21 protein-coding genes are annotated in these 26437 nt (G+C 66.0%); 11 read left to right on the top strand and 10 right to left on the bottom strand.

Annotated elements, in window-relative coordinates; genetic code table 11:
* Positions 1 to 2: 2 nt before the first annotated feature.
* Together AC1PPL_RS05040 and AC1PPL_RS05045 are read left to right on the top strand one after the other, a co-directional pair.
* Positions 3 to 1112, top strand: a complete 1110-nt coding sequence (locus tag AC1PPL_RS05040; RefSeq protein WP_479972813.1) for a glycoside hydrolase family 24 protein — start codon at positions 3 to 5, stop codon at positions 1110 to 1112.
* A gap of 26 nt (positions 1113 to 1138) precedes the next feature.
* On the top strand, positions 1139 to 1372 hold the full coding sequence (locus AC1PPL_RS05045; RefSeq protein ID WP_479972814.1) for a hypothetical protein: 234 nt from the start codon (positions 1139 to 1141) through the stop codon (positions 1370 to 1372).
* 135 nt (positions 1373 to 1507) lie between these two features.
* Here AC1PPL_RS05045 and AC1PPL_RS05050 read toward each other — a convergent pair whose 3' ends face one another.
* A complete protein-coding gene (locus tag AC1PPL_RS05050; RefSeq protein ID WP_479972815.1) occupies positions 1508 to 2743 on the bottom strand; it encodes a S1 family peptidase in 1236 nt (411 codons plus the stop codon).
* A gap of 296 nt (positions 2744 to 3039) precedes the next feature.
* The gene (locus AC1PPL_RS05055; protein ID WP_479972816.1) at positions 3040 to 4716 is read right to left on the bottom strand and encodes a recombinase family protein; all 1677 of its coding nucleotides are present in this window, start codon (positions 4714 to 4716) and stop codon (positions 3040 to 3042) included.
* Between the two features lie 15 nt (positions 4717 to 4731).
* Between AC1PPL_RS05055 and rimO the strand changes: the two genes are divergently transcribed.
* A complete protein-coding gene (gene rimO / locus AC1PPL_RS05060) occupies positions 4732 to 6126 on the top strand; it encodes a 30S ribosomal protein S12 methylthiotransferase RimO (RefSeq protein WP_479972817.1) in 1395 nt (464 codons plus the stop codon).
* A gap of 93 nt (positions 6127 to 6219) precedes the next feature.
* On the opposite strand, the gene AC1PPL_RS05065 is transcribed toward rimO, so the two are convergent.
* From AC1PPL_RS05065 to AC1PPL_RS05075, 3 genes are all read right to left on the bottom strand, one after another.
* The gene (locus AC1PPL_RS05065) at positions 6220 to 6579 is read right to left on the bottom strand and encodes an FKBP-type peptidyl-prolyl cis-trans isomerase (RefSeq protein ID WP_479972818.1); all 360 of its coding nucleotides are present in this window, start codon (positions 6577 to 6579) and stop codon (positions 6220 to 6222) included.
* 128 nt (positions 6580 to 6707) lie between these two features.
* Positions 6708 to 7013 (bottom strand): winged helix-turn-helix transcriptional regulator, encoded by a 306-nt coding sequence (locus tag AC1PPL_RS05070; RefSeq protein WP_011806269.1) that lies wholly within the window; start codon positions 7011 to 7013, stop codon positions 6708 to 6710.
* A gap of 174 nt (positions 7014 to 7187) precedes the next feature.
* On the bottom strand, positions 7188 to 8090 hold the full coding sequence (locus AC1PPL_RS05075) for a LysR family transcriptional regulator (RefSeq protein ID WP_479972819.1): 903 nt from the start codon (positions 8088 to 8090) through the stop codon (positions 7188 to 7190).
* 111 nt (positions 8091 to 8201) lie between these two features.
* On the opposite strand from AC1PPL_RS05075, the gene AC1PPL_RS05080 reads away from it, so the two are divergent.
* From AC1PPL_RS05080 to AC1PPL_RS05090, 3 genes are all read left to right on the top strand, one after another.
* Complete coding sequence (locus tag AC1PPL_RS05080) at positions 8202 to 9173, top strand: hydroxymethylglutaryl-CoA lyase (RefSeq protein WP_479972820.1); 972 nt, start codon at positions 8202 to 8204, stop codon at positions 9171 to 9173.
* Positions 9174 to 9210: 37 nt separating this feature from the next.
* Positions 9211 to 10419, top strand: coding sequence for a CaiB/BaiF CoA transferase family protein (locus tag AC1PPL_RS05085; protein ID WP_287927450.1), 1209 nt, complete (start codon positions 9211 to 9213; stop codon positions 10417 to 10419).
* A gap of 96 nt (positions 10420 to 10515) precedes the next feature.
* Positions 10516 to 11517, top strand: coding sequence for a Bug family tripartite tricarboxylate transporter substrate binding protein (locus AC1PPL_RS05090; RefSeq protein ID WP_479972821.1), 1002 nt, complete (start codon positions 10516 to 10518; stop codon positions 11515 to 11517).
* A 44-nt stretch (positions 11518 to 11561) separates the two neighbouring features.
* Here the strand turns inward: AC1PPL_RS05090 and AC1PPL_RS05095 are convergent, their stop codons facing one another.
* From AC1PPL_RS05095 to dnaG, 4 genes are all read right to left on the bottom strand, one after another.
* A complete protein-coding gene (locus AC1PPL_RS05095; RefSeq protein WP_479972822.1) occupies positions 11562 to 12020 on the bottom strand; it encodes a methyltransferase family protein in 459 nt (152 codons plus the stop codon).
* 164 nt (positions 12021 to 12184) lie between these two features.
* Positions 12185 to 13144 carry a ketopantoate reductase family protein gene (locus tag AC1PPL_RS05100; RefSeq protein ID WP_479972823.1) on the bottom strand — a complete coding sequence of 320 codons (960 nt, stop codon included), beginning with the start codon at positions 13142 to 13144 and terminating at the stop codon, positions 12185 to 12187.
* A 204-nt stretch (positions 13145 to 13348) separates the two neighbouring features.
* The gene (gene rpoD / locus AC1PPL_RS05105; RefSeq protein ID WP_088886321.1) at positions 13349 to 15754 is read right to left on the bottom strand and encodes an RNA polymerase sigma factor RpoD; all 2406 of its coding nucleotides are present in this window, start codon (positions 15752 to 15754) and stop codon (positions 13349 to 13351) included.
* A 271-nt stretch (positions 15755 to 16025) separates the two neighbouring features.
* A complete protein-coding gene (dnaG, locus tag AC1PPL_RS05110; protein WP_479972824.1) occupies positions 16026 to 18002 on the bottom strand; it encodes a DNA primase in 1977 nt (658 codons plus the stop codon).
* Positions 18003 to 18081: 79 nt separating this feature from the next.
* Between dnaG and AC1PPL_RS05115 the strand changes: the two genes are divergently transcribed.
* Positions 18082 to 19728 carry an acyl-CoA synthetase gene (locus tag AC1PPL_RS05115; RefSeq protein ID WP_287806623.1) on the top strand — a complete coding sequence of 549 codons (1647 nt, stop codon included), beginning with the start codon at positions 18082 to 18084 and terminating at the stop codon, positions 19726 to 19728.
* A gap of 59 nt (positions 19729 to 19787) precedes the next feature.
* Positions 19788 to 21005, top strand: a complete 1218-nt coding sequence (locus AC1PPL_RS05120; protein WP_479972825.1) for a multidrug effflux MFS transporter — start codon at positions 19788 to 19790, stop codon at positions 21003 to 21005.
* 94 nt (positions 21006 to 21099) lie between these two features.
* Here the strand turns inward: AC1PPL_RS05120 and AC1PPL_RS05125 are convergent, their stop codons facing one another.
* The gene (locus AC1PPL_RS05125) at positions 21100 to 22152 is read right to left on the bottom strand and encodes an Ldh family oxidoreductase (RefSeq protein WP_479972826.1); all 1053 of its coding nucleotides are present in this window, start codon (positions 22150 to 22152) and stop codon (positions 21100 to 21102) included.
* A gap of 432 nt (positions 22153 to 22584) precedes the next feature.
* Here AC1PPL_RS05125 and AC1PPL_RS05130 point away from each other — a divergent pair, with 432 nt between their 5' ends.
* From AC1PPL_RS05130 to AC1PPL_RS05140, 3 genes are all read left to right on the top strand, one after another.
* Positions 22585 to 23700 carry a TRAP transporter substrate-binding protein gene (locus AC1PPL_RS05130; protein WP_123675969.1) on the top strand — a complete coding sequence of 372 codons (1116 nt, stop codon included), beginning with the start codon at positions 22585 to 22587 and terminating at the stop codon, positions 23698 to 23700.
* Positions 23701 to 23827: 127 nt separating this feature from the next.
* Positions 23828 to 24448: a TRAP transporter small permease subunit gene (locus tag AC1PPL_RS05135; protein WP_011806256.1), complete on the top strand. Its 621-nt coding sequence runs from the start codon at positions 23828 to 23830 to the stop codon at positions 24446 to 24448.
* Entirely contained in the window at positions 24445 to 26415 is a 1971-nt protein-coding gene (locus tag AC1PPL_RS05140; protein ID WP_479972827.1) for a TRAP transporter large permease, read from the top strand. The genes AC1PPL_RS05135 and AC1PPL_RS05140 overlap by 4 nt, the downstream gene beginning before the upstream one ends.
* Positions 26416 to 26437 lie beyond the last annotated feature (22 nt).

Here is a 26437-nt window from a genome sequence, read left to right on the forward strand (position 1 = left end):
GTATGGCAACCATCAACGATCTGGCCCAGTGGCTTGACGGCAGCGCGAACCTGCGCGCATTCCTGCGCATGCTGCGCTACGGTGAGGGCACCAGCGCCGATGACGGATACCACGTGATGTTCGGGGGTGAGCGCTTCGACTCGTTCGCAGACCACCCGCGGCGCAAGATCACAAAGCCGCTGGGTGGCAAGCCCATCACCAGCTCGGCCGCGGGCGCGTACCAGTTCCTGGAGACGACCTGGGACGGCCTGGTGCGGCAGTACGGTTTTGCGGACTTCTCCCCGCGCAATCAGGATCTGGGCGCGGTCGCGCTCATCCTGGGCCGCGGCGCGCTGCAGGACGTGCTTGCCGGGCGCTTTGATGAGGCAGTGCGCAAGTGCAACCGCGAATGGGCCAGCCTGCCAGGTAGCCCGTATGGCCAACCCGTCATCACCTGGGACAAGGCGCGCGCCCTGTACCAGCAGCACGGTGGCCAGCTCGGCCAGGCCGCGCCCACCACCGCAACGCCGGCGCTGGGCACGCCGCAATCCACCACCCCCGCATCCACCTCGAAAGGATCTTTCATGGCCCCCTTCATCGCCGCCGTGCTGCCCGCCCTGCTGGACCTGGTGCCCAAGCTCGGCACGCTGTTTTCCTCGGGCTCCGAGACCTCGGAGCGCAACATCAAAGCCGCGCAGATCGTCGTGGACACGGCCAAGGAAGCGATCAGTGCGAAGAACGAGCAGGACCTGCTGGAGATGATCCAGGCCGACCCCGCCGCGGCCGCGCAGGTGCGCCAGGCCATCGAGGCGAAGTGGTACGAGATCACGGAGGTGGGCGGCGGTATCGCGGCCGCGCGCGCGGCGAACGAAAAGTACATGGAGCCGGGAGCGCCTGGCTTCTGGCTCAACCCTGCGTTCTGGGTCACCTCGATCCTGCTACTGATGCCCTTCCTGCTACTGATCGACGTGCTGTTCGTACACCCCGACAGCTACTCTGGTGAGCTGCGCGTGCAGATCGTCACGGCGGTGCTGACGGTGATCGGCGTGGTGGGGGCGTACTGGCTGGGCACCAGCTTCAGCAGCCAGCGCAAGACGGAGCTTCAGGCGGGGGCGCGGTTGCCGGGAGCGTAGCGGGTCCCGGTCCCATGCGCCCCCCTATGTCCGACGACACCGGTGAGATGAAGAGCCTGCTCGGCAGAATTGAGGAGCGGCTTTCTCATATGCCCACAAAGGAAGACCTGGGCAACAAGGTGCTTGGGCTCTACATTGCGGGCGGCTTGGCGGTGGCGGTGGCGGTGGCGGTGGCGGTGGCGGTGGCGGTGGCGGTGGCGGTGGCGGGGTGCGCGCTGGAGGGATATACGGACCTTCACGGCACATTTACATGGGCATGAAAAAAAGGGCCCTTCAGGCCCCCTTGGGTTTCCTTCCTCTGATGAAGCAGAGGCAAGAGCATGATGCTTCCACGTAAGCCTGATCGAAATTTGCGACCTCGACTGTGGAAAAAGCCCGTTTACATGGTAGAAATTTTATTCTGTCATGATTTGAACGTTGCTATATTTGGCCAGATATGGGGCGAGTGGTTGATAAGCAGAGTTTGGCCTTGCCCCTCCGCCAAATATCGGACCGCAAGTGCCGTTGGAATTGCTCCCTAAGACCCCCATGTAAATGCCTAGAGCATTATTTTGTCCGCTTAATACGGGCCCCCCAGAGTCGCCTCCCGCGCCGCAAAAATCAGCCTCTGAAACTTTAAATATCTTTCCATTTATGGTTTGAGTTGAGTTTGTTGATTTTTGGATGCCGCAACGCCAGCCAGATGTACCGCCTGACGAGCAAACGGTCGAATTAAGAACCATTTGCCCTAATGGCTTGACGCTCACTAAGTTGTTTGGTGTTGTCTTTACCTTGCGATAAAGTGTGTGTACAAAATTAACATTGCCGAATATGATTGCATCCATATTGTCAACCCATCCATTGGCGAAATAATCGCCAATAAAATCGCCTTTTATGGAGGCGCCGGATGTTGCAAGATCGAAATACACACTCTTTAAACTGGTGTTGTACTCATAGCAGTGGGCCGCTGTAATTGATCCTGGATAGATGACATCAATTACTACATTGAATCCATTGGTGCATCTAAAATTAACTCCGCCGCTGGTGGATGAAACTATTCTTGATCCCCCAAAAAGCACGCCCATCAAAGTCATGGGGCCATCCTGCGCCTCTAATGAGATCGCGTCCCTTTCAATGCCGGAAATTACTATTTTGCTTTCAATGAACTCCAAGTTATATTGATGGCCTCTAACAATTAACTTGTTGTTTTCGTCGTCAATGGCAATGCCGAAAATTAATGGTTCGCCGCCATCTGATAAGTCCTTGAACAACGCTAGTATTTTTTCGCGAATGGCCTCAAGTTCTTGGTAGCTATATTTTGCATCAACAATTATGATTCCATTCTCTGGTGCATTGGAGATTTTTGTTAAATTGCCGCCACCTTTAATAGCGACCACTTGATGGGCGACATTGTTTTCATCGTATTTAATCCAGGTTCCCGCAAAACTACCGGCCAAAGCCGACTTTATTTGTTCAATGTTTTTGGCTGCTGCATTAATAATTCTGTCGTTTTTCTTAGATGCATATACATCTAGTCCTGAAGCTTTTAGTGCGGCTTCTTTAGTTTCATGGTAGGTTTGGGTATTGCTTTCCTGGGCAAAAGAATGCATCGAAAATGATGCGACAAGCATCGGAAAAAGCATTTTTTTCATATTTTCTCTAATCATCTTCTCTCCCGTTTGAAGGCGATAAATTCGATATTGAAGATTGAGTTGGTGATCAATCCTGCAGTCCTTTGACAATTGGTTTGCAATTTATCGCTCGTAAATCTTACATTAAATTTTGGTCGCTCTAATGGTTCGCTGAAATGCTTATGTTCCGCTGAGGAAAGTGAGCCAAATCAGCCACTTCAATCAAGGCTGCGAACCGAAAATTCAGATGGGTTCTTATGTGCAGGGCTTACGCCTACGGCGACACCCACTAATTTACTATCGACGTTTACGCACGCTCAGGTTGCTGCAAATTGCTTCACGTTGGGTGATATAGCCTCGGGAGCATCAAAGCCCTCCAGCAGGTTGCCTTCGCGGTTGATGCGCAACGCCCGCGAGTTGCCGCCCCGGCCCACTAGGATGAGGTCGATGTGGTAGTCCTGATTTTTGGCGTTGGCATCTGGCCGCATACCGCGTGCGTACACCACAATGCGCTCGAAAGTGTCGGCCACCAACTGGCGGGCGCGCAGTCGGGTGTTCACGTCCTGAGCTTCTACGCCGGCAGCCAGGGCGCGCCATGCTTCGTCGGCCCCCGCTGTGTCTTTGCGGGCCAGGCGGGCCAGCTCGTGCTCTTCATCGTGCAGGGCCTTTTGGGCGTCCTGTAGCTGTGACTCCAGCTCGCGGGCGCGGCGGGCAAAAACCATGGGTGTGCCTTCTTCCGCGCTGGCCAGCATGGCGTCTGTGAGCTTGTCGAGCTGGGACTCGATGTCGCGCACGCGGCCGCGCGCCTTGGCCACCAGTGCCCGCTGTCCTTCGCTGCGGTCGGTGCCGAACAGGCTTTGCAGGTTCACGATGTCGCTGCAGTAGGTCATGATGGCCCGCTCTACAGGCGCAACGCTGGTGCTGGCCTGCACGGCACACCCGCCCCCATAGGCCGCGTTCGATGCGCACAGCAGGCGCCGGTAGCCGTCGCGGATTCGCCCGTCTGGCAGGCGCGGCTTCGTGGCCAGGTTTTGCCCGGCCATGGGGCGGCCGCAGTAGCCGCACACCGTGATGCCCAGCCCGGTGATGACGTGCGGCAGCTCCCCCTTCACCCGCCGGCGGCCGGACTGCGCGGCAACGCGCTGCAGCTCGTCATACTCGGCCTGGCTGAGGATGGCCGGGTAGTAGCCCTCCAGCATGTACTGCTCGCCGTCTACGCTCACCGGCTTGGTGCCCACCAACTGGGGCAGCTTCACGATCCGGTAAACCTGCTGCGTGCTGTTGAGGTTGCTGGAGCCATACAGCTGCAGCCCTTCGGCATCAAGCACCTGCAGGATGCGCTTGCCCCCTTTGCCCTCAACGTACAGCGCCATGGCCCTGCGCACGGCCGCTACGCGCTCGGGCACAAGCTCCCACCCCCCATTCGGTCCACCTGGTGATTCGTGCAGCCAATCCGGGTCGTGCCCCTGACGCACGCGGCCGCGATAGGTGCCAGCCTTCCAACCCTCACACAGCCGCCGTATGCTGGCTTTCACTCGCTTGCTCTTGGTGTCGCTTTCTTCGTGGGCCCGGATCATCACCAGCAGGCTGTACACCAGGTCCATCGGATTCTCTTTCAGGTGCTCCCGGCTATATGTCTTTCCGTCGCTGGCAGTGACCACTGTGATGCCCGCATTTACAATCTGGGCCAGTTGCGCTTGGGCCTGGATCGGCTCGGCGCGTGAGAGCCGGTCTAGCCCCTCTACGACAAGCACCGATCCCGCAGCGATCCGCCCGGCCTCAACCCCCGCCAGGAACGCCCCCAGCGCCCCCGTTTTTACGTGCCGCTGGTGATAGGCCGATAGGCCTTCATCCAGCATCGTGAGCTTGTTGTCCAGCTGCAACCCGTGCTCTGCTGCCCATTTGGCTGCGTACGCCTCCTGGCGTTCCCTGCTATGGCCAGCGGCCTGGCGCGGGTCGGAAAAGCGCATGTAGCTGTAGACGAGACCTTTCAAAATTCACTCCCCACCATGACTGAAACAGTAGAACGAGCCGCCCGCGCACCGCGTATAGGTATGGTATCCCTAGGGTGCCCCAAGAACCTCACCGACTCCGAACTCCTCCTCACGCAACTCAGCGCCGAGGGCTACGAAACCTCCAAGACCTTCGAGGGCGCAGACCTCGTCATCGTCAACACCTGCGGCTTCATCGATGAAGCCGTGAAGGAAAGCCTGGACACCATTGGCGAGGCCTTGGCCGAGAACGGCAAGGTGATCGTTACCGGCTGCCTGGGCGCGCGCGCCGGCGAGACGGGCGGCAACCTCGTGAAAGAGGTGCACCCCAGCGTGCTGGCCGTGACCGGGCCGCATGCGGCGCAGGAAGTGATGGAGGTCGTGCACACCCACTGCCCCAAGCCGCACGACCCCTTCCTTGACCTGGTGCCGGGCAGCTTCGGCGAGGCGGGCATCAAGCTCACGCCGCGCCACTATGCCTACCTGAAGATCAGCGAGGGCTGCAACCACCGCTGCACCTTCTGCATCATCCCCTCGATGCGCGGCGACCTGGTGTCCCGCCCGGTGGGCGATGTGCTCAAGGAAGCCAAGGCGCTGTTCGAGGGTGGGGTGAAGGAACTGCTGGTCATCAGCCAGGACACATCGGCCTATGGCGTGGACGTGAAGTACCGCACGGGCTTCTGGGACGGCAAGCCCGTCAAGACGCGCACGCTGGAGCTGGTGCAGACGCTGGGCGAGATGGCCGCCACCTACGGCGCGTGGGTGCGCCTGCACTATGTCTACCCCTACCCGAGCGTGGACGACATCATTCCGCTGATGGCGCAGGGCTTGGTGCTGCCGTACCTGGATGTGCCCTTCCAGCACAGCCACCCCGACGTGCTCAAGCGCATGAAGCGCCCCGCCAGCGGCGAGAAGAATCTGGAGCGCATCCTGCGCTGGCGCGAGGCCTGCCCAGAGATCGTGATCCGCAGCACCTTCATCGCGGGCTTCCCCGGCGAGACGGAAGAAGAGTTCCAGCACCTGCTGGACTTCGTGCGCGAGGCGCAGATCGACCGTGCGGGCTGCTTTGCCTACAGCGACGTAGAGGGCGCCGCCGCCAACGAGCTGCCGGGCATGCTGCCCATGGAACTGCGCGAGGAGCGCCGTGCGCGCTTCATGGCGGTGGCGGAGGAAGTCTCCACCGCCAAGCTGCAGCGCCGCGTGGGCCAGACCATGCAGGTGCTGGTAGACCAGGCCGTGGGCCTGGGCAAGAAGGGCGGCGTGGCCCGCAGCTACGCCGATGCGCCCGAGATCGACGGCGTGGTGCACCTGCTGCCGCCCGAGAAATTCAGCAAGACCTACAAGGTGGGCGACTTCGTGAAGGCGCGCATCGTGGGAACGCAGGGGCATGACCTGGTGGGCGTGCCGGTGTAATCAACGGCGGCCATACAGCGCCCACAAAAAAGGGAACGTGCGAACCACGTTCCCTTTTTTCCGGGCGCCCCGCCAGCGGGGCGCGGAGTTCCGTCAGACGCCGACGGCCAGCAGCTCCACGTCGAACTTCAGCGTGGCGTTGGGCGGGATCACGCCGCCGGCGCCGCGTGCGCCGTAGCCCAGGGCTGCCGGGATGATCAGTGTGCGCAGGCCACCGATCTGCATGCCTTGCACGCCCTCGTCCCAGCCCTTGATGACCATGCCCGCGCCCAGGGGAAACTCGAACGGGTCGTTGCGGTCGCGGCTGGAATCGAACTTGGCGCCTTGCTGGCCGTCGTTGTAGAGCCAGCCGGTGTAGTGAACGCGCACCGACTGGCCGCGCGTGGCCTGCGCGCCGGTGCCGACGACGGTGTCTTCATACTGCAGGCCGGAGGCGGTGGTGGTGAATGCCATGGTGAACGGTTCCTTGATTTGATTCAAAAAAGATAGCTGTTAGCGCTTATCCAATAAGCGCTAGGGGCCAAAAAGACCAAAACCCGCACACGGCGGGCTGGTGGGGGCCTAAGGGCTTGCGGGGCGCTTTACTTCTTCACGCGCGCGGCGGACCAGCGTGTGGCAAAAGCCTGCACATCGGACAGGCGCTTGAGCAGATCCTGGCCTACGGGGGTGACGGTGTAGCCGTCGCTGCCGTGGTCCAGCAGCCCGCACTCGCGCAGTTCCTTGATGCGGGTGTTGAGCGTGTTAGGCGTGATGCCGCCTACGCTGTCTTGCAGTAAGCGGAACGTCTGCGGATGGCCGTCGCGCAGGGCCCACAGCACGCGCAGCGCATAACGGCATTCGAGTTTCTCGAACAGCTGGTTGACGGCGGCGTTTTCCTTGGAGCTCATGAACGCTTCTCCTTGCGCATAGGGTGGTGGGGTGCCGCGCCGCGCAGGGGCGGAGCGGCGGTGGTTGCAAAAAACGATAGCAATATAGCCTGGAAATGTACCTGCTACAAGTTTAGTAGCTCGTTGCGTCCGGCTGACATGTGCAAACCCTGAAAAATGGGGTAGCCATGCGGCTCACTCCGGCGCCCTGCGCACGAGGTGCTCCACCAGCAGCCGGGCGGCGGGTGACAGGCCCTCCTCGCTGCGAAAGCAGATGGCAAAGCGCCGCCGTGCCCAGCCGTCGGCCAGCGGAATCACCCGCACGCCGGTGGCGGCGGCAAACGGCTCGGCCACCTCGCGCGGAATCACGCTGATGGCCAGGTTGGCGCGCACCACGCGCAGCGCAGCGTCGAAGTTGGACACCTGCACGCGGTGTGCCAGCATCTTGCCCTCCACGGCCGCGGCGCGCGCCAGCAGCACCTGCACGGCGCTCAGCGCCGGCATGCTGACGAACTCATGCCCCAGCACGTCGGCAAAGTGCACGCGCGCCGACTGGGCCACGGGGTGAGCGGGGTGGGCGACGATGGCCAGATGGTCGTGGCGGTAGCTGCGTGTCTGCAGCCCCTGCAGGTCCGCCGCGTCCCAGCAGATGCCCACGGTGGCGCTGCCCTCGCGGATGCCGCGCACGACCTCGGGGCTCACGCGCTCCTCCATGCTCACCTGGATGTCGCGGTGCGCGGGGTCCTGCAGGAACGCTGCTACGTCGTCGGCCAGCGACTCGGCCATGACCGACGCGGTGACCAGCATGCGCACCTGCCCACGAATGCCGGTGTTGAACGCGGCCATGTCACGCTCGATGCGCCCGACGCTGGCCAGCATCTCACGCGCATGCTCCAGCAGTGCCTCACCCGCCGGGGTGGGCGCCACGCCATGCCGGCGGCGCACCAGCAGGCGCGCGCCCACGGTGTCTTCCAGTTGCGCCAGCCGCTTGCTGACGGCCGAGCCCACGATGGCCTCCTGCTGCGCGGCCCGCGCAATGTTGCGGTGCTCGCACACCGCGACGAACAGCTTGAGCGAGAGCAGGTCGGGCAGACGCATGAGAATTTCCGTTTGGGAACGCTTGGGGTTCCTAAATTGAGGTTTCGTAGTGTGCTGGAATTTTTAAAATCCACAACGGCACTGACGCACATCAACCCTCCAGGCAATTCCATGGCTTCGCTACCCACCCTCTGCGACCCGCGCCCCGGCCACGCCACCGTGCGCGAGGTGGGCCTGCGCGATGGCCTGCAGAGCATCGCCACCACGCTGCCCACACCGCACAAGATCGCGTGGCTGGACGCCGCCTATGCCTCCGGCCAGCGCGAGATCGAGGTCGGTTCCTTCGTGCCCGCGCGCCTGCTGCCGCAACTGGCCGACACCGCCGAGGTGCTCGCGCATGCGCTCACGCTGCCGGGGTTGGTGGCCTCGGTGCTGGTGCCCAACCTCAAGGGGGCCGAGCGCGCCATCGATGCGGGTGCGCACTGGATGATCGTGCCGCTGTCGGCCAGCCATGCGCACAGCCTGGCCAACCTGCGCAAGACGCCCGACGAGGTGGTGGCGGAGGTGGCCCGCATCCGCGCCACCCGCGATGCGGCGGGCAGCGCGTCGCGCATCGAGGGCGGCGTGGGCACGGCCTTCGGCTGCACGCTCCAGGGCGACGTGGCGGAGGACGAGGTGCTGCGCCTGCTGCAGGCGCTGCTGGATGCGGGCGCCGACCGCGTGAGCCTGGCCGACACCGTGGGCTATGCCGATCCGGCCGGCGTGCAGCGCCTCTTCGAGAAGGCGCGCACGCTGGTGGGCGACCGCCTGGCCGCCGCGCATTTCCACGACACGCGCGGCATGGGGCTGGCCAACTGCTACGCCGCCTGGCAGGCGGGCATCACGCGCTTCGACGCCTGCCTGGGCGGTATCGGCGGCTGTCCGCATGCGCCCGGCGCCAGCGGTAACGTGACCACCGAAGACCTGGCCTTCATGCTGGAGCGCATGGGGCTGTCCACGGGACTCGACGTGGCCGCGCTGCTCGCGCTGCGCCAGCGCGTGCAGGGCTGGCTCGCGGGCGAGACGCTGCATGGCACGCTGTGGCAGGCCGGTCTGCCGCGCCACACGGGCGCTTCTGTTTCCACCCTGGCGCAGCCTGCCTGAGCGGGCGCGCCTGTTTTAGCTTCTTCTTTGGGACACCATGAATTCCAACGCTTCCTCTTCTCCCCGGCTGCCCCTGGAGGGCCTGCGCGTGGTGGAGTTCACCCACATGGTCATGGGCCCCACCTGCGGCATGGTGCTGGCCGACCTGGGCGCCGAGGTCATCAAGGTCGAGCCCGTGGATGGCGACCGCACACGCCACCTGCTGGGCGCGGGCGCGGGCTTCTTTCCCATGTTCAACCGCAACAAGAAGAGCATCGCCATCGATCTGCGCAGTCCCGCGGGGCTGGAGGTGGCCATCCGCCTGGCCTCGTCGGCCGACGTGGTGGCGCAGAACTTCAAGCCCGGCGTGATGGCCAAGTACGGCCTGGACTACGCGGCCCTGTCGCGCTTGAACGAGCGCCTGGTGTATGTGAACCACACGGGTTTCCTGCCCGGCCCTTACGAGCACCGCACGGCGCTGGACGAGGTGGTGCAGATGATGGGGGGGCTGGCCTACATGACCGGCCGCCCGGGCGACCCGCTGCGCGCCGGCAGCAGCGTGAACGACATCATGGGCGGCATGTTCGGCGCCATCGGCGCCATGGCGGCGCTCATGCAGCGCCAGCAGACCGGGCGCGGCCAGGAGGTGGACTCGGCTCTGTTCGAGAACAACGTGTTCCTGGTCGGCCAGCACATGATGCAGTACGCCGTCACCGGCCAGCCCGCCGCGCCCATGCCCGACCGCATCTCGTCCTGGGCGGTGTACGACGTGTTCAGCGTGAAGGACGGCGGCCAGATCTTCCTGGCCGCGGTGAGCGACGCGCAGTGGCAGACCTTCTGCGACGCCATGGGCTATGCCGACCTCAAGGCCGACCCGCGCTATGCCACCAACAACGACCGCGTGCGCGCGCGGCCCACGCTGTTGCCCGAGCTGCGCCAGCGCCTGGCAGCGCACACGGCCGATGCACTGGCGGCGGTCTTCGAGCGCCATGGCCTGCCGTTCGCACCCATCCTGCGGCCCGAGCAATTGTTTGACGACCCGCACCTCAACGCCACGGGCGGCCTGGCCGAGATCACCCTGCCCGACGGCGAGCGCGCGGGCGGCACCGCGCGCACCACGCTCATGCCGCTGCGCCTGGACGGCCAGCGTATGGGTGTGCGCCTGGACCCACCGCGGCTCGGCCAGCACACGCAGGATCTGCTGGCAGGCCTGGGCTACACGGCCGACCAGGTGGCCGCGCTGCGCGCGTCCGCAGCCGTGGCCTGAGGGGGAGCAATCGGGCCACGACCTTGTGCATGCGTGGCCCGCCAATCCCTGAGTCCGCGCTTGCTGAGACCCCTATAAAAACCACCGGAGACACACATGCCCCTCGATACATTCCCCGCACCCCGCCGCCTCACGCGCCGCCAGGCGCTGGCCTGGAGTGCTGCCCTCTGTGCGCCCGCGCTGGCGCATGCGCAGGGCTCCGGTGCGGCCGACCGGCCGCTGCGCGTGATCCTGCCGCTGTCGGCCGGCTCGGGCGCGGACGGTGCCATCCGCGCCATTCAGGCCAGCCTGTCCAAGGCGCTGGGCCAGCCGGTGGTGATCGAGAACCTGCCCGGCGCGGGCGGCATCACGGGCACCACGCAGCTCGTGCGCGCGCCCAAGGACGGCTCGGTGATCGGCGTGGTGTCCAACAACCACGTGGTGAACCCGCATGTGTACCCATCGGCGCCTTTCGATGCCATCGAGGACATCACGCCCATCACCGTGATCGGCGCCACGCCCTTCGTGCTCGTCGCCCATCCCTCGGTGCAGGCCCGGAACGCGCGCGAACTCATCGCGCTCGCCAAGGCCAAGCCCGGGGTGCTCAACTACGGCTCGTCGGGCAACGGCACCATCCTGCACCTGGGCGCGGCCATGTTCGTGGACCAGGCGCAGCTGGACATCAAGCACATCCCCTACCGCGGCATGGGCCCGCTGATGAATGACATCCTGGGCGGGCAAGTGCAACTGGGCGTGGTGGCCGTGGCGCCGGCGGCCGCGCACATCAAGTCCGGCAGCCTGCGCGCGCTGGGCGTGACCACGGCCGCCCGCGTCCCCTCGCTGCCCGGCGTGCCCACCCTCGCCGAGCAGGGCCTGCCGCGCTATGAACTGGAGGGCTGGATCGCCGCCGTGGCGCCTGCCGGCGTGCCCCCGGCGGACGTGGCGCGGCTGTTCCACGGCTTCAAGGCCGCGCTGGCCATGCCCGAGGCGCGCGACGCGCTGGTGGCGCAGGGCTACGAGATCAAGCTCACGCCGCCCGATGCCTCGGCCGCGTTCTTTCGCAGCGAACTGGCGCGCATGGGGCAGGTGGTGAAGAGCGCCAGCGTGAAGATGGACTGACTTCGCTATCGTTCAAGGAGCTGTCAGCGCTTGCTGAATAAGCGCTACAGCCACCTGCGCACCCTTGCTCTATAGGCGGCGAACTCCGGCCCGAACTTCTGCGCCAGCACCCGTTCTTCCGGAACGATCTGAAAACGCGTGATGTAGGCCACGAACGCCGCCACGCCCAGCAGCGCCAGCGGCGCACCCAGGTACACCGTCCATGCGAGCAGCAGGAGGGCGAGGCCCACGTACATCGGGTTGCGCGTGACGCGGTACACGCCGCCCACCACCAGCGCCGAAGCACCGCCCGGCCGCAGCGGGTTGACAGTGGTGCGCGCGCGCCGAAACGCGTGCAGGCCGGCCACGTCGAACGCCAGGCCCACCAGCGCGAGCAGGACGGCCGCCGCGGTGCGCGGCGCGCTGTCCGTCACGCCGCCGCTGGCCTGCGCGGTGAACCACATCGCCACGCCGGCAAGGGCGGCGACGAGCGGCGGAGGGATCTTGTGTTCAAGCCAGTGCATGGGTGTGGGCCGCCGGACGCCCGGCAGCGGAAAAGGTGGAGGGTGCACGCGCAGCCAGTGTAGGCCGGTCCCGAGGCGGCGCCCAGCCCGCGGTGCGGCGCGTCTGCGTTGTGGCGATTCAGGATGTTTTTGGCCTCCAGCGCTTACCTATCAAGCGCTGGCAGCTATGTTTTTTGATGGTCCTGGGGGCCACGCACGCCACTGGCCTCGGCCATGCGTACCAGCACCAGCAGCGCGCGGTTGACCGGCGTGGCTACACCCAGCGCGGCGCCGCGCTGCACCACGTAGCCATTCAGGTGGCCGATCTCGGTGGGGCGGCCCCGTGCCAGGTCCTGCGCGGTGGAGGACCGTTGGCCCGCCATGCTCTGCGCGATGCCGCGCACGGCCGCGTGGATGTCTGCGGGAAGGGGTACCCCGTCCGCCTGCGCCACGGCCAGGCATTCGGCCACGACGTCGGCGATCACATCAGTCGCGCCATCCTGCTGCACCAGCCAGCCGTAGGGCTGCTGCACGATGGCCGACAGCGCGTTGTAGGCGCAGTTGATGACCAGCTTGGCCCACAGGGCGCTGCGCACGTTGTCCGACACCTCGGCGGGGATGCCCGCGTCGCACAGCTCCCGCGCCACGCGCGCGCTGGCGGGCGACGGGCCGATCACCAGCTCACCCCGCCCGAAGTGACGCACGTGCCCAGGCCCGGCCATGGCTGTGGCCACATACACCACGGCGGCCGCCACGGGGTGCGCCGCGCCCAGCACGGCGCGGGCGCGCTCGTCGTTGTCCACGCCGTTTTGCAGCGTGAGCACCAGCGCGCCCGGTGCCAGGTAGGGCTGCATCTGGCGTGCCGCTTCTTCGGTGTCGGTGGACTTCACGCACAGCAGCACCACGTCGGCGCCACGCACGGCGCTGGCATCGGTACTGGCCTCCAGTGGCACATGGGTGTCCTGCGTGGCGGTTTGCAGTCGCAGGCCGTGGGCCTGGATCGCCTGCACGTGGTCCGGGCGGCCGATGAGCGTGACCGCGTGGCCCGCACGCGCCAGCAGGGCGCCAAAGTAGGAGCCTACCGCGCCTGCGCCCATCACGGCGAAGCGCAGGCGGCCGGTGTGCGAAGGGGTGTTCAGAGGCATGGCGGGGAGCTTTCAGGAAGGACGGGACGGCCATTGTCCACCGATCGGGCGTTCCATGTTTTGCTATTCAAAATATAGCTACTGGCGCTTGCTGCATAAGCGTGAAAAGCCGATTTGGCTTGAAACCTTGAGGCGCAATAAAAAACGCCCCGGCCGAGCGGCGGGGGCGTTGGCAGCGCGAGGTGTGCGCGGAAGATGCGTGGCTTACAGCGAGTCGATGAAGCTGCGCAGCTTGTCCGAGCGGCTCGGGTGCTTGAGCTTGCGCAGCGCCTTGGCCTCGATCTGGCGGATGCGCTCGCGCGTCACGTCGAACTGCTTGCCCACTTCTTCCAGCGTGTGGTCGGTGGACATTTCGATGCCGAAGCGCATGCGCAGCACCTTGGCTTCGCGCGGGGTCAGGCCGTCGAGGATGTCCTTCACCACGTCGCGCAGGCCGGCCTGCATGGCGGCGTCCACGGGTGCGGTGTTGTTGCTGTCCTCGATGAAGTCGCCCAGGTGGCTGTCGTCGTCGTCGCCGATGGGGGTTTCCATCGAGATCGGCTCCTTGGCGATCTTCATGATCTTGCGGATCTTGTCCTCGGGGATCTCCATCTTCGCGGCCAGGATGGACGCATCGGGCTCGAAGCCGAACTCCTGCAGGTGCTGGCGGCTGATGCGGTTCATCTTGTTGATGGTCTCGATCATGTGCACCGGGATGCGGATGGTTCGAGCTTGATCCGCGATGGATCGTGTGATCGCCTGGCGGATCCACCACGTGGCGTAGGTCGAGAACTTGTAGCCGCGGCGGTATTCGAACTTGTCCACCGCCTTCATCAGGCCGATGTTGCCTTCCTGGATCAGATCGAGGAACTGCAGGCCGCGGTTGGTGTACTTCTTGGCGATGGAGATCACCAGGCGCAGGTTGGCCTCGATCATCTCCTTCTTGGCGTCGCGCGAGCTGGCTTCACCCGCGTTCATGCGCTTGTTGATCTCCTTGAGCTCGGACAGCGGCACCACCACGCGCGCCTGCAGGTCCATCAGCTTTTGCTGCAGTTCCTGGATCGGCGGGATGTTGCGCTGCATCACGGCGCTCCAGGGCTTGCCGGCGGCGGCCTGCTTCTCGACCCACTGCAGGTTCAGCAGGTTGGCCGGGAAGTCCTTGATGAAGGTCTCCTGGGGCATACCGCACTTGTCCACGATGATGCGGCGCAGCTCGCGCTCTTTCTTGCGCACGTCGTCCACCTGGGCGCGCACCATGTCGCACAGCTTCTCGATGGTCTTGGCCGTGAAACGGATGGTCATCAGCTCAGCCGAGATCTCGTGCTGCACCTTCATGTACGCGGGACCGCCGTAGCCGTCCTTGTCGTAGATCTTGTGCATCTTCTCGAACAGCGCGCGCAGCGTGTCGAAGCGGCGCAGGGCCTCGTTCTTGAGCTCTTCCAGTTTCTTGGTCAGCGCCTTGGAGCCGCCCTTGCCGTCGTCGTCGTCTTCCTCGTCGAACTCGTCGAAGTCTTCCTCGGCCACGTAGTCGTCGGCCTCGTTGGGATTGGAGAAGCCGTCCACCACGGTGGAGATGACGACCTTGCCCTCGCGGATTTCCTCACCCATGTTGAGGATCTCGGCGATGGTGGCGGGCGAGGCGCTGATGGCCTCCATCATGTCCATCAGGCCGCCCTCGATGCGCTTGGCGATCTCGATCTCGCCTTCGCGCGTGAGCAGCTCCACCGTACCCATCTCGCGCATGTACATGCGCACGGGGTCGGTGGTGCGGCCGAATTCCGAGTCCACGGTGGACAGGGCGGCCTCGGCTTCTTCCTCGGCCTCCTCCACGGTGGTGGCCGTGGGGGTCACGTTGTTCTGGAACAGGGTTTCCGCGTCGGGCGTTTGCTCGTACACGGCCACGCCCATGTCGCCCAGCATGGCGACCACGACTTCCATGGTTTCGGCGTCCACCAGCTTGTCGGGCAGGTGGTCGGAGATTTCCACCTGCGTGAGGTAGCCGCGCGTCTTGCCCAGCGTGATCAGCTTCTTGAGCTGCGAGCGGCGCTTGGCCATGTCCTCTTCGGACAGCACGGTCTCGTCCAGGCCGAACTCCTTCATCAAGGCGCGTTCCTTGGCCTTGCTGATCTTCATGCGCAGGGGCTTGGCCTTCTCGACCGGGGCGGCTTCGGCGGCCTCAACCACCTCGGCTTCGGGCTCGCCTTCGAGGTCGGACTCGATGTCGGACAGGTCGGCATCGTCCTCCAGGCCTTCTTCCTTGGCCTTGGGCTTGCGGCCGCGCTTGGCAGGGGCCTTGGCGGCAGCGGTGGTGCCGGCGGCCTTGGCGGGGCGGCCGGGCTTCTTCTTGGGCGCCTCTTCGGCGACTTCGGGCTCGGCAGCAGCCGCCTTGGCGCGCGCGGGCTTCTTCTTCAACAGTTCATCAGCGGCTTTTTTCAGCTCGGCAGCAGTTTTCGGCGTGGACACAGTCTTGACTTTCGGCGCAGCCTTGGGCGCGGCGGCAGCGGCCTTGACAGGGGCGGCTTTCGCGGGCGCCTTGGCGGCGGCTTTCACAGTGGTTGCGGCTTTGGAAGCGGCCTTCGCGGGGGTGCCAGAGGCAGACTTGGGCGACTTCGCGGACTTTTGAACGGGCATGGACAACCTCAAGGTCAAAAACGGACACACAAAGAAAACACAAGCGCCAAGGAACCCGGCGCGGGCAGGCACGGCGACGGCAAGGGCCTTCGCGGTTTGAGGGGAAAACCCTCAGGGGCAAGATGTCTGGGCGAACATTTGGTGTGCAGTCCTTGCGGTGGGGGAGGGCGGTTGTGCGCGTTTGTCACGGTCGCCTGGTCCGGAGGTGCTGCTGTCGCTCTTGCCGACAAACCGTACATTATACCGGCGCAGCAAAATTCAAGGGGCTTTGTCAAGCCCCCGAGGTCATTTTTGTAAGCCCCTCTTCCAGCGCGCGGCGGCGCTCCTGCAATTGCCGGTAGCGCTCGATGGCCGCCGGGTCCTGTGAGGCCGCGGCGATCAGGGCGTTCTGCTGCAGCTTGATGGCTTCGATGAGCATGCGGTTGAGCAGTCCACGCAGTTCGGCGCGCAACTCGGTCTCGTCACCCTCGGTCTGGGCGTGGGAGCCAGTCATCACCCGCTCGGCCAGGGCCTGGCAGTCATGGCCTGCCAAGGCCTCGCGCAGCACCGCCCAGGACTGGGGGCCGTGCTCGTGCAATTGCCCTTCCAGCCAGACGAACAGCGCGCCGTGCGGCGCGGGCTGGTCGCACAGCAGCGTGTGATCTTCGTGCGACAGCTCTTCGAGGAACTCCATGTGCGACAGCAGCAGGCGCGCGGCATGGTCGGCGCGCCCCGTGAGGGGGCGGCGCGGCAGCGGCGGCTGTGGGGGGCGCTGCTCTTCGCGGCGCCAGCGCCCGCCCTTCCATTCGCCGCCCTTGCGCCAGCGGCGTGCGGGCTCGCCACCGGCGGGGCTGCCGTATTCCATGCCCGGCGGTTCCTGCCCCCAGGGCGGCTCGTCGCCGAAGGGGGCGCCGTCGTGCGCGGGCGGGTGCGCGGCGGAGCCGGGGCGCGGGCTGTCCTGCGCCCAGAGCTGGGCCAGATCCGGCGCGGGCAACTGGCCCAGTTCACCCAGCTCGGTCAGCAACTGGCGCTTGAGCGCGCCGTCGGGTAGCGCTGCCCACAGCGGGCGCGCGTTGCTCAGCATGTGGGCGCGGCCCTCGGCCGTTCCCAGGTCGCAGCCCTCGCGCGCAGCCTCCAGCAGGAAGCGCGACAGCGGCACGGCGTCGCCCACATGGCGCGCGAACGCCTCCGGTCCATAGGCGCGCACGAAGCTGTCGGGGTCGTGCTCGGCCGGCAGGAAGAGGAACTTCACGCTGCGCGTGTCGCTGGCGTAAGGCAGGGCGCCGTCCAGCGCCTTGCGCGCCGCGCGCCGCCCGGCGGCGTCGCCGTCGAAGCTGAACACCACCGTGTCGGTGAAGCGAAACAGCTTGTGCACATGCTCGGGCGTACATGCCGTGCCCAGCGTGGCCACGGCATTGGGAAAGCCCAGTTGCGCCAGCGCCACCACGTCCATGTAGCCTTCGGTGACCAGGGCGTAGCCGTGTTCGCGGATGGCATTGCGCGCCTCGTACAGGCCGTAGAGCTCGCGGCCCTTGTGGAACACCGGGGTTTCGGGGGAGTTGAGGTACTTGGGCTTGTCGTCGCCCAGCACGCGCCCGCCAAAGCCGATGCACTCGCCCTTGACGTTGCGAATGGGGAACATCACGCGGTCGCGGAAGCGGTCGTAGCGCTTGCCGTCTTCCTCGTTCACGATCACCAGGCCGCTTTCCTCCAGCAGCGGGCTGTCGTACTCGGGGAACACGCTGGCCAAGCCCCGCCAGCCCTCCGGCGCGTAGCCCAGGCCGTAGCGCTTGGCCACCTGGCCTGATACGCCCCGGCTCTTGAAATACTGGACGGCGCGCGGCGACTCGCGCAGGTGGCGTCGCCAGGCGTCGCCGGCCTTCTCCAGCACGTCGGTCAGCGTGGCCTGCTTCTGGCGCTGGGCGGCGGCGCGTTCGCGGTCCTGGGGCGAGGTGTTCTCGTCGTCGGGCACCTGCATACCGATCTGCTGGGCCAGGTCCTGCACGGCCTCGCGAAAGCCCATGCCCGCGTGGTCCATGAGAAACCCGATCGCATTGCCGTTCTTGCCACAGCCAAAGCAGTGGAAGAACTGCTTGGACGGGCTGACGCTGAATGAGGGCGATTTTTCCCCGTGGAAGGGGCACAGGCCCATGAAGTTGGCGCCGCTCTTCTTGAGCTGCACATAGCGGCCGACCACATCGACGACGTCAACGCGCGCAAGCAACTCCTGGATGAACGACTGGGGGATGGACACCGGGGTATTTTCCATCAGCCCGCCGTCAGCTGGCTTTGCTCTAATGAACGGTCTTGCATTCCCGGCCTGAACAAGAAACAAAGGAGCCCCGCACGTGACCAGCATGTACGACCAGAATCTGCCGCGCACCGAAGCCAACCATGCGCCGCTGTCGCCCCTGTCCTTCATCGAACGCACGGCCGAGGTTTACCCCGACCGCCTGGCTATCGTGCATGGCGAGCTGCGCCAGACCTGGGGGCAGACCTACGCGCGCTGCCGCCGCCTGGCCAGCAGCCTGCGCCGCGCGGGCATCGGCAAGAACGACACCGTGGCCGTGATGCTGCCCAACACCCCGCCGATGGTGGAGGCGCATTTCGGCGTGCCCATGGCGGGTGCGGTGCTCAATGCGCTGAATACCCGGCTGGACCCGGAGACCATCGCCTTCATGCTGGACCACGGCGAGGCCAAGGCGGTGATCGTGGACCCCGAATTCGCCCCCGTGATGGCCAAGGCGCTGGCGCTGCGCCAGTCGCAGGCGCCGCTGCTGCGCATCGACGTGGAAGACGCCGTGTACGGCCCGGCCGCGCAGCGCCTGGGCACGCTGACGTACGAGGACTTCCTGGCCCAGGGTGACGCGCAGTTCGCCTGGGAACTGCCCGGCGACGAGTGGGACGCCATCGCACTTAACTACACCTCGGGCACCACGGGCAACCCCAAGGGCGTGGTCTACCACCACCGCGGCGCGCACACCAATGCCGTCAGCAACGTGCTGGAGTGGGACATGCCCAAGCATGCCGTCTACCTCTGGACGCTGCCCATGTTCCACTGCAACGGCTGGTGCTTTCCCTGGACGGTGGCGGCGCGCGCGGGCGTCAATGTGTGCCTGCGCCGGGTCGAGGCGCAGGCCATCTTCGACGCCATCCGCAACCACGGCGTCACACACTACTGCGGCGCGCCCATCGTGCATGGCCTGCTGGTCAACGCGCCTGCGGCGATGAAGGAGGGCGTTCCCGCGGGCGTGAAGGCCATGGTGGCCGGGGCAGCGCCGCCGGCCTCGATGATCGAGGGCATGGAGCAGATGGGGTTCGACCTGACCCATGTGTACGGCCTCACGGAGGTGTATGGCCCGGCCACCGTCTGCGCCAAGCACGCGGCCTGGGACGCGCTGGACATCGGCGAGCGTGCGCGCCTCAATGCCCGCCAGGGCGTGCGCTACCACCTGCAACGCGCGGCCATGGTGCTCAACCCAGACACCATGGAGCCCGTGCCGCACGACGGCGAGACCATGGGCGAGATCATGTTCCGCGGCAACATCGCCATGAAGGGCTACTTGAAGAACCCCAAGGCCACCGAGGAGGCCTTCCGTGGCGGCTGGTTCCACAGTGGTGACCTGGCGGTGCAGTACCCCGACGGCTACATCAAGATCAAGGACCGCAGCAAGGACATCATCATCTCGGGCGGCGAGAACATCTCCTCCATTGAAGTGGAGGACGTGCTCTACCGCCACCCCGACGTGCTGGCCGCCGCCGTGGTCGCCAAGCCCGACCCCAAGTGGGGTGAGACGCCCTGCGCCTTCGTGGAGCTGAAGGCGGGCGCGCAGGCCACGCCCGAGGACATCGTGGCGCACTGCAAGAAGCACCTGGCCGGCTTCAAGGTGCCGCGTGCCGTGGTGTTTGGCGAACTGCCCAAGACCAGCACCGGCAAGATCCAGAAGTTCGAACTGCGCAAGCAGGCGGGATCGGCCGCGGCCATCGACGTCTGACGTCCGCCGAGGGTCGGCGGCGGCGGCCAGCGCCACGGCCTGGCTGCTAATCTTCCGCGATGCGCGCGTCCCCTTCGCCTTCTGCCGGCGCACCCCCGCTGTGGCTGCTGGTGCTCATCACCCTGAGCGGCACCCTGGCCATGCACATGTTCGTGCCCGCGTTGCCCGACGCGGCGCGCTCGCTCGGCGTGGGGCCCGCGGCGGTCCAAGCCACGATCAGCATCTACATCGTTGGGCTGGCGCTCGGGCAACTGGTCTATGGCCCCTTGTCCGATGCGTTGGGACGGCGTCCCCTGCTGCTGGGCGGGCTGGCGCTGTACGCGGCGGGCAGCATCGCCGCCATGCTGGCGCCGACCGCACCGGCCCTGATCGCTGCGCGGTTCATCCAGGCGCTGGGCGGCTGCGCCGGGCTGGCGCTGGGGCGCGCCATGGTGCGCGACACCAATGGCCCGGTGGAGGCCGTGCGCGCCCTGGCACTGCTCAACTTGATGATGATGGTCGGCCCCGGCATGGCGCCGCTGGTGGGTTCGGGCCTGGTGGCGCTGGGCGGCTGGCGGGCGGTGTTCGTGGCACTGGCCTTGGCCGGTGTGGCGACGCTGCTGCTTTCCTGGCACAAGGTGCCCGAAACGGGTACGCCCACGGGCCGTGTGAGCCCGGGTCGGCTGGCACGCGCCTACGCCGCGCTCTTGCGCTCGCCCACCTTCGTGGCCTATGCGGTGGGCGGTGGTTGCGCGACCACGGCGGTGTATGCCTTCATCGCGGCGGCGCCGTTCATCATCACCGAGCAGTTGGGGCACCCGCTGCGCGACGTGGGCATTGCCCTGGGCGTGGTGATGGTGGGCATGGCGATCGGCAATGCGCTCACGCGGCGCCTGGCACTGAGCATGCGGCTGGGCCGGCTGCTGGTGTGGGGCAACGCGGTGAGTGTGGCCTGCGCGCTGGTCTTTCTGGCGCTGGAGCTGCTGGGCCACCTGACGCTGGAAGCCACCGTGGGGCTGATGCTGCTGTTCGTGCTGGGTGCCGGCATGGCCAGCCCGGCGGCGCTGTCCAAGGTGCTGACGGTGGATGCGCGCCACGTCGGCGCGGCTGCCGGGTTGTACGGTTTTGCGCAGATGGCGCTGGGCGCGCTGTTCACCCTGCTGGTGGGCTGGGGCTCCAACCCGGCGCTGGCCTCGTCCTGCGTGCTGCTGGGTGCGGCGCTGGTGGGGCAGGGGTGTCTGCAGTTCGCGCTGCGGCGCGAGAAACGGGCGCGCGGCGAGCGGGTGCGCGGCGAGTAGACGCGCGGTTCCCGGAGTAAACCCTGCATGCTATTGTTTTAATAGCTGTTGGCGCGCGTTGATTGGGCGCTGCAGGCCCATTTGACTCAATTTTCTAAATCGGCCCGTCGGCGAGGCGCTGCAGCTCGGCCCAGGTGGTGGCAGGCAGCGGTACGCCGTCCTTCAGCGACCGCGCGCGCTGGCGGTAGCGGCGCTCGCCGGGCTGGCGCGTCTGGCCCGCGGCCGCCATGGCCTGCACCAGGTCTTCGCAACGCTGCGCAAAGCTGCGGCCCGCGCTCTTGGCCGGGTCGATGGCGATGATCAGCTCGCCCGTCCAGGGCGTCTGTGCGCCGGGGTGGGCGCTCCAATCGAACTCGAACGAGAAGTTGCCGCCCGTGAGCGCGGCCGCGAGCAGCTCCACCATCATCGACAGGGCCGAGCCCTTGTAGCTGCTGTGCACGCCGCCGAAAGGCAGCAGCGCGCCGCCGTCCAGGATGGCGCGTGGGTCGTTCGTGGGCTGGCCGTGGCGGTCCACGCCGTGGCCGTCGGGCAGCAGGCGGCCCTCGCGCGCGGCGATCTGTACGTCGCCGTGGGCGATGGCGCTGGTGGCCAGGTCGAACACCAGCGGCTCATGGCCCGCGCGGGGCGCGGCGAAGGCGATGGGGTTGGTGCCGAAGAGCGCCTTGGTGCCGCCACTGGGCACCACGCAGGCCATGCTGTTGACGAGCGCCAGCGCCACCAGCCCGTCGCCAGCCAGCGGCTCCACGTCGGGCCACAGCGCCGCAAAGTGGTGCGAGTTGCGGATTGCCAGCAGCGCCACTCCGTTCGCGCGCGCCTTGGCCACCAGCGCCGAATAGGCGGCCCGGTAGGCGGGTTGGGCGAAGCCATTGCCGGCATCCACCGCCAGGTAACCGGGTGCCACATCCTCCACACGCGGCACGGCGCGGCCGTCCACCCAGCCGCTGGCCAATGTCGACAGGTAGCCGGGGATGCGGAACACGCCATGGCTGTGCGCGCCGTCGCGTTCGGCGCTGGCGCAGTTGTGGGCCAGCACGGCGGCCACTTCGGCGCTGGTGCCATGCCGCTCGAAGATGCGCGCGAGCGTGCCGCGCAGGTCATCGAAGGGCACGTGCTGGACGTCGCCGCTGGCGGTGTGAGAAAGGGGCATGCAGAGGTCTCCTGTGTGGGGCGCGTAAGTGGTGTGCAGGGGCGCTTTGCTTCCAAAAGCATAGCTTCTCGCGCTCTCCCACTATGGGGTTAACGGTGTTTTTGCTTCAATCTTCGCATGATCCGCCCCGCTGGGGCGCGTGTGGTGCGCATGCCGCTAAATGCCGAGTGGGTCCTGCGTGCTGCGCCGCAGTAATTGCAGGGCCATACCCCACCACCATGCTTCGCAATTCGTAGCGCCCTGCGCCAGATATGCACGGCATTGCACACGTGCGGTGCGCTGGAGCTGCGCAGGTGTGCACTGCGCAAAAAGCGGCGGAACGCCGTGGTGGGGTGCGCGATGCTTCGCGTAAACCCTCTTTGGCGTGCGTTTGCAACCCGCCAAAGATGCGGGTCTGGATTGTCCAGGCATCCCAATCAAGGAGTGAAGTAGATGACAGAGCAGACCAAGACCCCAGGCCGCCGAAACCTACTCAAGGGTGCTGCGGTTGCCGCGGGAGCCATGTCCGTGCCCATGATCAGCACGGCCCAGACCACGGTGTTCCGATTCCAGAGCACCTGGCCCGCCAAGGATATCTTTCACGAGTTCGCGGGAGACCTGGCCAAGAAGATCAACGACATGGCGGGCAGCCGCCTGAAGATCGAGGTGTTGCCCGCGGGTGCCGTGGTGCCGGCCTTCCAGTTGCTGGATGCCGTGGCCAAGGGCACGCTGGACGGTGGCCACGGCGTGGTGGCCTACTGGTACGGCAAGAACCAAGCCGTGGCGCTGTGGGGCTCGGGCCCGGCCTTTGGCCTGGATGCCAACGGCGTGCTCGCGTGGCATTACTACGGCGGCGGTAAGGAACTGCTCGACGAGATCTATAAGAGCCTGAACCTGGACGTGGTCTCCAAGCTCTACGGCCCCATGCCCACGCAGCCGCTGGGCTGGTTCAAGAAGCCGGTGGCACGCGTGGAAGACCTCAAGGGCCTGAAGTTCCGTACCGTGGGGTTGGCCGTGGACGTGTTCACGGAGATGGGTGTGGCCGTGAACCCGCTGCCCGGCGGCGAGATCGTGCCCGCGCTGGACCGCGGCCTTCTGGATGCAGCCGAGTTCAACAACGCCTCCAGCGACCGCGTGCTGGGCTTTCCCGACGTGGCCAAGAACTGCATGCTGCACAGCTTCCACCAGTCCAGCGAGCAGTTCGAAGTGCTGTTCAACAAGAGCAAGTACGACGCGCTGTCGTCGGAGCTGAAGGCGGTCATCGACTACGCCGTGCAGGCCGCCAGCGCCGACATGAGCTGGAAGGCCGCCGACCGCTACGCCAAGGACTATGCCGAGATGCAGTCCAAGCAGGGGGTGAAGTTCTACAAGACGCCGGACGCCATCCTGCGCGCGCAGTTGGCCGCCTGGGACAAGGTCACGACCAAGAAAGCCGAAGAGAACGCCATGTTCAAGAAGGTGATGGACTCCATGCGCACCTTTGCGCAGAGGAGCGGCCGCTGGAAGAACGACACCGACGTCGACTTCAAGATGGCCTGGAACCACTATTTCGCGCAGCGCAAGAGCTGATGCCGCGGCAGGCCCGGCGGGCCTGCCTTTCATTCTGACGAGGGCCGGGGGCACGCGCAGGCGGTGCCGCCCGGGCCAGCGTGTATCCGTTTATTGCCCCGCGGGGCCGCAGCGTTCTCTTCCAGCCATGCAAAAACTCTTACTCGGCATCGATGCCGTGTCCACCTTCATCGGCAAGGCGGCGGCCTGGGCCGTCGTGGGCCTGACGGCCCTGATCTGCTGGGAGGTCTTCTCGCGCTACGCGCTGAACAACCCCCATGCCTGGGTGCTGGACGCACAGATCATGCTGTACGGCACCATGTTCATGCTGGCCGGCGCCTACACCCTGGCCAAGAACGGCCACGTGCGCGGCGACGTGCTGTACGGCTTCTTCAGCCCGCGCGTGCAGGCCGGGCTGGACCTGCTGCTCTACATCCTGTTCTTCCTGCCGGGCGTGCTGGCCATGACCTGGGCCGGCTGGACCTATGCGCAGGAATCGCTGGCCATCCGCGAGCAGACGTTCTCCGCCACGCCGCTGCCGCTGTACCCCTTCAAGTTCGTGATTCCCCTGGCGGGCGCCGTGCTGCTGCTGCAGGGGCTGGCGGAGATCGCGCGCTGCGTGATCTGCCTGCGCCAGGGCGCGTGGCCCCGGCGCGGCGAGGACGTGGAAGAGGTGGACGTCGAGAAGCTCAAGGAGATGGTGCACGTGAACGACAGCGACCTGCAGGTGCCGGCTCCCGCATCCGCCGCGCAGGGGGGCAAGCCATGAAGATGCGCAAGGAACTGTGGTTCGGCTTTTCCATCATGGCGCTGGTGGTGGCCGGCGCCGTCGGGATGCTGCTGGGCGTGGAGACCGTCACGCGCGGCCACCTGGGCTTGCTGATGCTGTCGCTGGTGGTGGTGGCCATCATGCTGGGTTTTCCCACCGCGTTCACGCTCATGGGCATGGGCATGATCTTCACCTGGCTGGCGTACGACCGCGACATCACTCGCACGCTGGACCTGATGGTGCAGGCGGCTTACAAGAGCATGGCCAACGACGTGCTCATCGCCATCCCGTTGTTCGTGTTCATGGGCTACCTGGTCGAGCGGGCCAACCTGATCGAAAAGCTTTTCAAGAGCCTGCACCTGGCCATGGCGCGCGTGCCGGGTTCGCTGGCCGTGGCCACGCTGATCACCTGCGCCATCTTCGCCACCGCCACGGGCATCGTGGGCGCGGTGGTCACGCTGATGGGCCTGCTGGCGCTGCCGGCCATGCTGCGCGCGGGCTATAGCACGCCCATGTCGGCCGGCGCGATCACGGCGGGTGGCTGCCTGGGCATCCTGATTCCGCCGTCGGTGCTGCTGATCCTGTATGGCGCGACGGCGGGCGTATCGGTGGTGCAGTTGTACGCGGGCGCCTTCTTCCCCGGCATCATGCTGGCGGGCCTGTATGTGATGTACGTGATTCTGATGGCCAAGCTCAAGCCGGCCTGGGCGCCGCCGCTGTCGGCCGAGGAACGGCAGGTGGTGCTGCCGGCCATGACCGCCGCGCTGCCCGCAGAGACGCAGCAATATGCCCCCGTGCGCTTGCTGGATGCCCTCAAGGGCAAGCGCAATGCGCAGGTACCCACGGCCTATGTGCTGCGGCAACTGGCACTGGTGGTGATGCCGGGGCTGCTGTTCGTACTGCTGGCCACCAGCAGCTGGCGTGCGGTCACCACGGTGTCGGTGGAGGAGGCGTACGGCATCCAACCCATCGGCTTCAACGACAACTCGCCCCGGGTGGCGTCGGAGTTTGGCTTGCAGGAGCCGCCGGTGGAGGGCGGCCTGCAAGAACCGCCGCAGGAATCCACGGGCCTGCAGGAGCCTCCGGGCGCGGACAGTGGTGCGCTGGCCGAGCCCCCCGGCGCCGAGCCCGCGCAGTCCGCCCCATCCGCCCAATCCGCAGTGGGGGAGCCGCCCGGGCCCGCCGCAGGTGCCACGCCCCAGGCCGCCATGCAACCCGCGCCCACCTGGTGGTGGGTGATGTTCGGCGTGCTGGGTGCGGCCACCGCGCTCTTCTATCTGTTCCTGAGCTTCGCGCGGCTGGAAATCTTCAAGATGCTGCTGGGCTCGTTCTTCCCGCTGCTGACACTGATCATGGCCGTGCTGGGCTCCATCGTGTTCGGCCTGGCGACGCCGACCGAGGCGGCGGCCATGGGGGCGTTCGGCGGCTTCGTGCTGGCCGCGGCCTACAAGCGCCTGAGCATGGATGTGGTGCGCGAGTCGGTGTACCTCACGGCCAAGACCTCGGCCATGGTGTGCTGGCTGTTCGTGGGCTCGGCCATCTTCTCCGCGGCCTTCGCGCTGTTGGGTGGGCAGGAGCTCATCGAGAAGTGGGTGCTCTCCATGAACCTGAGCAAGATCGAGTTCATGGTGCTGTCGCAGGTGGTGATCTTCCTGTTGGGCTGGCCGCTGGAGTGGACGGAGATCATCGTGATCTTCATGCCCATCTTCATTCCGCTGCTGAGCCACTTCGGCGTGGACCCGCTGTTCTTCGGCCTGCTGGTGGCGCTGAACCTGCAGACGGCCTTCCTGTCGCCGCCCGTGGCCATGTCGGCGTTCTACCTGAAGGGCGTGGCGCCGCCGCATGTGACGCTCAACCAGATCTTCCTGGGCATGCTGCCGTTCATGGGCATCCAGGTGCTGGCGATCGTGCTGCTGTATGTGTGGCCGCAGATCGGTTTGTGGCTGCCGCAACTGCTCTACAAGTGATGCCGGGCCGGGGACTGCGGTC

The sequence above is a fragment of the Diaphorobacter sp. B2A2W2 genome, from assembly GCF_056730635.1.

Excerpts from the sequence above, each read along its gene's own strand:
- rimO (WP_479972817.1), top strand. The coding sequence starts at position 4,732 with ATGACTGAAACAGTAGAACGAGCCGCCCGCGCACCGCGTATAGGTATG.
- dnaG (WP_479972824.1), bottom strand. The coding sequence starts at position 18,002 with ATGGAAAATACCCCGGTGTCCATCCCCCAGTCGTTCATCCAGGAGTTG.
- AC1PPL_RS05050 (WP_479972815.1), bottom strand. The coding sequence starts at position 2,743 with ATGAAAAAAATGCTTTTTCCGATGCTTGTCGCATCATTTTCGATGCAT.
- AC1PPL_RS05040 (WP_479972813.1), top strand. The coding sequence starts at position 3 with ATGGCAACCATCAACGATCTGGCCCAGTGGCTTGACGGCAGCGCGAAC.
- AC1PPL_RS05045 (WP_479972814.1), top strand. The coding sequence starts at position 1,139 with ATGTCCGACGACACCGGTGAGATGAAGAGCCTGCTCGGCAGAATTGAG.
- AC1PPL_RS05075 (WP_479972819.1), bottom strand. The coding sequence starts at position 8,090 with ATGCGTCTGCCCGACCTGCTCTCGCTCAAGCTGTTCGTCGCGGTGTGC.
- AC1PPL_RS05085 (WP_287927450.1), top strand. The coding sequence starts at position 9,211 with ATGAATTCCAACGCTTCCTCTTCTCCCCGGCTGCCCCTGGAGGGCCTG.
- AC1PPL_RS05090 (WP_479972821.1), top strand. The coding sequence starts at position 10,516 with ATGCCCCTCGATACATTCCCCGCACCCCGCCGCCTCACGCGCCGCCAG.
- AC1PPL_RS05125 (WP_479972826.1), bottom strand. The coding sequence starts at position 22,152 with ATGCCCCTTTCTCACACCGCCAGCGGCGACGTCCAGCACGTGCCCTTC.
- AC1PPL_RS05065 (WP_479972818.1), bottom strand. The coding sequence starts at position 6,579 with ATGGCATTCACCACCACCGCCTCCGGCCTGCAGTATGAAGACACCGTC.
- AC1PPL_RS05120 (WP_479972825.1), top strand. The coding sequence starts at position 19,788 with ATGCGCGCGTCCCCTTCGCCTTCTGCCGGCGCACCCCCGCTGTGGCTG.
- AC1PPL_RS05130 (WP_123675969.1), top strand. The coding sequence starts at position 22,585 with ATGACAGAGCAGACCAAGACCCCAGGCCGCCGAAACCTACTCAAGGGT.
- AC1PPL_RS05135 (WP_011806256.1), top strand. The coding sequence starts at position 23,828 with ATGCAAAAACTCTTACTCGGCATCGATGCCGTGTCCACCTTCATCGGC.
- AC1PPL_RS05080 (WP_479972820.1), top strand. The coding sequence starts at position 8,202 with ATGGCTTCGCTACCCACCCTCTGCGACCCGCGCCCCGGCCACGCCACC.
- AC1PPL_RS05140 (WP_479972827.1), top strand. The coding sequence starts at position 24,445 with ATGAAGATGCGCAAGGAACTGTGGTTCGGCTTTTCCATCATGGCGCTG.
- AC1PPL_RS05100 (WP_479972823.1), bottom strand. The coding sequence starts at position 13,144 with ATGCCTCTGAACACCCCTTCGCACACCGGCCGCCTGCGCTTCGCCGTG.
- rpoD (WP_088886321.1), bottom strand. The coding sequence starts at position 15,754 with ATGCCCGTTCAAAAGTCCGCGAAGTCGCCCAAGTCTGCCTCTGGCACC.
- AC1PPL_RS05070 (WP_011806269.1), bottom strand. The coding sequence starts at position 7,013 with ATGAGCTCCAAGGAAAACGCCGCCGTCAACCAGCTGTTCGAGAAACTC.
- AC1PPL_RS05095 (WP_479972822.1), bottom strand. The coding sequence starts at position 12,020 with ATGCACTGGCTTGAACACAAGATCCCTCCGCCGCTCGTCGCCGCCCTT.